This window comes from Caldimonas sp. (genome assembly GCF_046289365.1).
Taxonomy (GTDB): Bacteria; Pseudomonadota; Gammaproteobacteria; order Burkholderiales; family Burkholderiaceae_C; genus Caldimonas.
The window spans coordinates 1-5,294 of the sequence record NZ_JBKBVU010000212.1 but is presented as its reverse complement, the minus strand read 5'-3'; the positions used below and the strand labels follow the sequence as shown (position 1 = coordinate 5,294).

Below are 5,294 nucleotides of genomic sequence, written 5' to 3'. Positions count from 1 at the left end.
GCGGCGGTCAGCTTCACCGGCTCGTTGGCCACCGGGCGTCAGGTGGCACAGGCTTGCGTGGCGCGAGGGGCGAAGTTCCAACTCGAGATGGGCGGCAAAAACCCCTTCGTGGTGCTGGACGATGCCGACATGGACGTGGCCGTCAGTTGCGCCATCAACAGCGGCTTTTTCTCCACCGGTCAGCGCTGCACGGCGTCTTCGCGCGTGATCGTCACCGAGGGGATCCACGACCGTTTCGTGGCCTCGATGATCGAGCGCATGCGGTGCCTGAAGGTGGACGATGCCCGCAAGCCGGGCACCGACATCGGCCCGGTGGTCGACGAGCGCCAGCTCGCCCAGGACCTCGAATACATCGCCATCGGCCAACGAGAAGGTGCGACGCTGGCCGCAGGGGGGCAACGCATCGACTGCAACGCCGACGGCGCGCCCGGCTACTACCTCACCCCGGCGCTGTTCACGCACACCACGCCGACCATGCGCATCAATACCGAGGAGATCTTCGGCCCGGTGGTCAGCGTGATTCGCGCCAGGGATTACGAGGAGGCTTTGCACTTGGCCAATGACACGCCCTTCGGCCTGAGTGCGGGCATTGCGACCACGAGTTTGAAGCACGCCACGCATTTCAAGCGTCATGCCCAGGCGGGCATGGTGATGGTGAACCTGCCCACCGCGGGCGTGGACTATCACGTGCCCTTTGGCGGGCGCAAAGCCTCGAGCTATGGGCCGCGCGAGCAAGGCCGCTATGCCGCCGAGTTCTACACGACGGTCAAAACCGCATACACGCTGTCATAGCGCAGCGCTTGTCAAGACCGTGTGAGCGAGATGTCGCCATACCAGGCGGTGAGCGCGATGTCCAGGTCGTCGCTGTCGGTGAGCACGCCCACGCTGCGCACCGGGCCGGGGTCTTCGCCGAAAACCCGACGGAAGTCGGCCACCACATCGCGCTCGTGCAAGCGCCAGCGTCCGGCCGGCTGCGTGCCGCTGTCGACGACGAGGTAGCGGATGCGTCCACTGCGGGCGTACTGGACCACCGTTTCGCGGGGCGCCCGGCCGTCCCAGACGTACATCAGGCTGGCATAGGGCAAGCGCTGACCGGTGAAAGCCTCGACCTGCTCGTAGAAGATCAGGTCGCGCAGCGACAGCCGCCGCAGGTCTCCATCGAAGGCCAGGATCACGCGCGCGGGCGCATCGTCGATGCGTGGATCGGTCACGGTCAGGCGAGGATCCACGTCGTCGACCCTCCAGGAAAAGCGCAGCCGGCCGGCGTGCAGCGGATCGATGTCCACCGGGCAGCGCAGGCCGGTGGCCGCGCCGAGGGAGTCGGCCCGCAGCACGGTGCGGCCGTCGTGCGCTTCGGTGCCGTAACGGGTCGGGCGCTTGTCTCGGCGCAAGACGTAGGGTTCCCAGCCCCTTGGCAGCCGGCCGTCGGGTGCCGAGGCCGAGAACGGCGCCACTTGAGAGGGCGCGGCGGCCTCGTCGGGCCCCGGGCCCTTGCGTTGCGCACAGCCGGCCAGCGCTGCACAGGCCAGCACCGTTCGACCGAGCCAGCGGCGCCGCCCGGGATCGGGCAGGTCGCTGTTTGCCAGGGCGTCGGCAGGCGTCTGGAGGCGAACCGGTTCGTGCATGGGCGGGATGGGACCGAGAGACTTTCGATACTCCTATCCTCGCATGAAGTGTTCATGACGGTGCCTCGGCGCGGCGGCGGGCGGGCCGCCGCCCCGTGGGGGGCGATTCAATCGAGCTTCACTTGAGCTTTCTGCACCAGCCGGGCGTAGCGCGCCTGCTCGGTCTTGAAGAACTGCAGCGCGGCCTCGGGTGAGGTGGGGTGGATGATGTTTTCCTGGCGGGCCATCGCGGCCTTGACCTCGGGGTCGGCAAAGGCAGCCACGACGGCGGCGTGGATGCGCTGCACCTGGGCCGCTGGCAGCCCGGCCGGGGCCACCACGGCGAACCAGCCGCCCACGTCCACGTCCGGGAAGCCCTGTTCGGCAAGGGTGGGCAGCTCGGGCAGCGAGGCCACGCGCTGTGAGCCCATCACGCCGATGGCGCGCAGCGCGCCGCTCTTGAGATGGCCCTGCACGGCGGGCAGGGCGGCCACACCCCATTCCACCTGACCGCCGATGAGGTCGGCGATCATCGGCCCCATGCCTTTGTAGGGGATGTGGCGTGAGTCCACGCCGGCGGCATCAATGAACATCTCGCCGGCCAGGTGGATGATGGTGCCGTTGCCGGATGAGGCAAAGTTCGTTTGCCCCGGGCGGGCTTGCAAAAAGGCCTGCAGCTCTTTGGCGTTGCGCGCCGGTACTTTGTTCGGGTTGACCACCAACACGAAGGGCGTGGCGCCCACCACCGAGATCGGCGTGAGATCCCGGATGCCGTCATAGGGCATGGTCTTGAACACGCTGGGGTTGACGGCATGGTTGTTGGAGACGACACCGATGGTGTTGCCGTCGGGCGCGGCTTTCACGATAGCCTGCGTGCCGGTGATGCCGCCGGCGCCGGGCAGGTTCTCGATCACCACGGGCTGGCCCAGAGCCTTGGCCAGCGCGTTCTGAGCGGCGCGCACGATGGTATCCACGCCCGATCCTGCGCCCACGGGCAGGATCACGCGCACGGGCGAGCCGGTGCCTTGCGCTACAGCAACGGCGCTGCTCAGGGTCAGCGCAGCCAGGACCATCCAGGCGCGGCGGTGAATGCTGGGGGTCATCGATGTCTCCTTTTGTCTTCGGAATTGAAGGGAACGGGGAACGAACGTGGTGGTGGAGGGCTGTGGTCATGTGCTCGAAGGCAGCCGCGAGAGCACCTCTTCGGTGTGCTCGCCCACCTTGGCCAGGGGCTGGCGCACCCCGGGGCGACGCCCACCCATCCGCAGCGGCAGCAGCACGACCTGGGTGGTGTCGCCCTCGTCGGTGGTCATGGGCACGAGGCCGCCGCTGGCGCGCAGGTGCGGATCGTCCACGAGCTGGTCGGGCCGCCGGATGGGGGCATGGGGCAGGCCGGCCGCTTCCAGGCGGGCCGAGAGTTCGTCGATCCGCCAATGCCGCAGTGTCTCGCCCAGGCGTTGCAGCAGTGCCGGGCGCACAGCCACACGCTGGGCGTTGGTGGCCAGCGTGGGGTCGTTGGCCAGGTCGCGCCGTTCGAGCACCTCGCACAGGGTCTGGAACTGGCGGTCGCTCACGGCACCGATGAACAGCTGCTCGCCGTCGGCCAGCGTGAAGACGTCGTAGACGCTCCAGGCCGATACGCGCGAGGGCATGGGCGGCGGCGGCTCGCCAGTCATCTGGTACTGCTGCATGTGCTGAGCCACCAGGAACACGCAGTTCTCGAACAGGGCGCTTTGCACTTCTTGCCCGCGTCCAGTGCGTTCGCGCTCGCGCAGCGCGGCCAGCACGCCGATGGCGCCGAACATGCCGCCCATGATGTCGTTGACGGAGGTGCCCGCGCGCAGCGGCCGGCCTTCGGGACCGGTCATGTACGACAGGCCCCCCATCATCTGCACCACCTCGTCGAGCGCGGTGCGGCGTTCGTAAGGCCCGGGCAGGAAGCCCTTGTGCGAGGCATAGATCAGGCGCGGGAAGCGCTTCGAGAGCGTTGCGTAGTCGAGGCCGAGCTGGGCCATCAGGCCAGGGCGGAAGTTCTCGATCACCACATCGCACTGGCCGATGAGCTCCACGGCGGTGTCGCGGCCTTCCGGGCTGTGGATGTCGAGCACGACGCTCTTCTTGTTGCGGTTGAAGCTGCGGAAGAAGCCGATGCCCAGGCCCGGCAGGCGGCGCGTCTTGTCGCCGCCGGGCGGCTCGATCTTGATCACCTCGGCACCGAGGTCGGCCAGGATCATTCCGCAGGTGGGACCCATGACCATGTGGGTGAACTCGACGACGCGCACGCCCTCGAGGGGTAAAGCAGACGACATGGAAGCGCTCTCCTTCGATGAAAGGGGCTCACGCCCTGGCTCGAGCCGGGCAGAAGGTCTGGGGCAGGCCGGCGCGCCACAGCGCGCCATGGGTGGGTTCGCCCTCGATCCAGCCGGCCACCTGGGCGCGCAGGGCCAACAGGGCTTCGAGATCGAGCCCGGTGTCCACCCCCATCGATTCGAGCAGGAAGGCCAGGTCCTCGGTGGCGGCATTGCCGCTGGCGCCGGGCGCATGCGGGCAGCCGCCGATGCCGGCCAGCGAGGCATCGAAGCGCGTGATGCCCAGTTGCAGCGCGGCCACCACATTGGCCAGGGCCAGGCCGCGGGTGTCGTGGAAGTGGCCGCAGCACAGGCGGTCGCCGGCGATTCTCAGCGCCTGCTCGAACAGGCGGCTCACCGCGGCCGGGTCGGCATAGCCCACGGTGTCGGCCAGGCTCACGCGGTCGGCGCCGGCGTCGAGCAGGGCCTGCATCAGGCGCAGCACCTCGGCGGGGCGGACCTCGCCCTGGATCGTGCAGCCGAAGGCCGTGCCCACGCCCCCCTCGATCAGCGTGCGCCGGCCCGAGGCATCGCGCGCGGCGCGGATGCGGCCCAGTTCGGCCACCACCTCATCAGGCGTCTTGCGCAGGTTGGCCAGGCTGTGCGCGTGGCTGGCCGACAGGGGCAGGATCATCAGGTCTGCGCCGAGTTCGAGCGCGCGTTCGGCGCCGCGGAGGTTGGGCACCAGCACCGAAGCGCTCAGCCCGGGCAGGGTCTTGGCATAGTGCAGGACGTCGGCCGTGTCGGCCAACTGGGGCAGCAGCCGGGCCGGCACGAAGGAGCCCACCTCGATCTCGCGCAGGCCGGCGGCAAACGCGGTGCGCACCCACGCACACTTGCGCTCGGTGCTGACGACGGTGGCGATGCTTTGCAGACCGTCGCGCAGGCCGACTTCGCGAACGATGGCGCAGCGGGGCAAGGGGGGCATGGAACACTCCTGGGTATCGGGATGTTTTGAGATGGTCTTGGGATGGTCTGGACTCTAGACATTCCCGAATGGACGTGTGGAGATATTTCGGCATCAATACCGTTCCGAAATAGAACGTCTCCTGGCCCATGACCCGTCCGCTCGATCCCGTCTCGTTGCAGTTGTTCGTTGCCGTGTGCGAGGAGGGCAACATCGCCCGCGCGGCCGAGCGCGAGGCTATCGTGGCCTCGGCCATCAGCAAGCGCATCGCGGCCATCGAAGAGGCTGTGGGCGTGAGCCTGCTCGTGAGGGGGCGGCGGGGCATCCGGCCCACGGCGGCCGGCGAAGTGCTGCTGCGCCAGGCCCGCGAGGTGCTGGGGGCGATGGGGCGGCTGCAGGCCGAACTGAGCGGCTTTGCCAGCGGGGTGCAGGGCA

6 protein-coding genes are annotated in these 5,294 nt (G+C 68.7%); 2 read left to right on the top strand and 4 right to left on the bottom strand.

Features of this window, described 5'->3' with window-relative positions:
• Positions 1–792, top strand: a 792-nt coding sequence (locus ACK42S_RS15480; RefSeq protein WP_409709524.1) for an aldehyde dehydrogenase family protein, incomplete at its 5' end; no start/stop codon positions are given.
• An 11-nt stretch (positions 793–803) separates the two neighbouring features.
• On the opposite strand, the gene ACK42S_RS15475 is transcribed toward ACK42S_RS15480, so the two are convergent.
• From ACK42S_RS15475 to ACK42S_RS15460, 4 genes are all read right to left on the bottom strand, one after another.
• Entirely contained in the window at positions 804–1,625 is an 822-nt protein-coding gene (locus ACK42S_RS15475) for a DUF3047 domain-containing protein (RefSeq protein WP_409709521.1), read from the bottom strand.
• Positions 1,626–1,732: 107 nt separating this feature from the next.
• The gene (locus ACK42S_RS15470) at positions 1,733–2,707 is read right to left on the bottom strand and encodes a Bug family tripartite tricarboxylate transporter substrate binding protein (protein ID WP_409709518.1); all 975 of its coding nucleotides are present in this window, start codon (positions 2,705–2,707) and stop codon (positions 1,733–1,735) included.
• 66 nt (positions 2,708–2,773) lie between these two features.
• Positions 2,774–3,913, bottom strand: a complete 1,140-nt coding sequence (locus ACK42S_RS15465) for a CaiB/BaiF CoA transferase family protein (protein WP_409709515.1) — start codon at positions 3,911–3,913, stop codon at positions 2,774–2,776.
• Between the two features lie 28 nt (positions 3,914–3,941).
• Entirely contained in the window at positions 3,942–4,880 is a 939-nt protein-coding gene (locus tag ACK42S_RS15460; protein WP_409709512.1) for a hydroxymethylglutaryl-CoA lyase, read from the bottom strand.
• A 128-nt stretch (positions 4,881–5,008) separates the two neighbouring features.
• Here ACK42S_RS15460 and ACK42S_RS15455 point away from each other — a divergent pair.
• Positions 5,009–5,294, top strand: a 286-nt coding sequence (locus ACK42S_RS15455; RefSeq protein WP_409709509.1) for a LysR family transcriptional regulator, incomplete at its 3' end; no start/stop codon positions are given.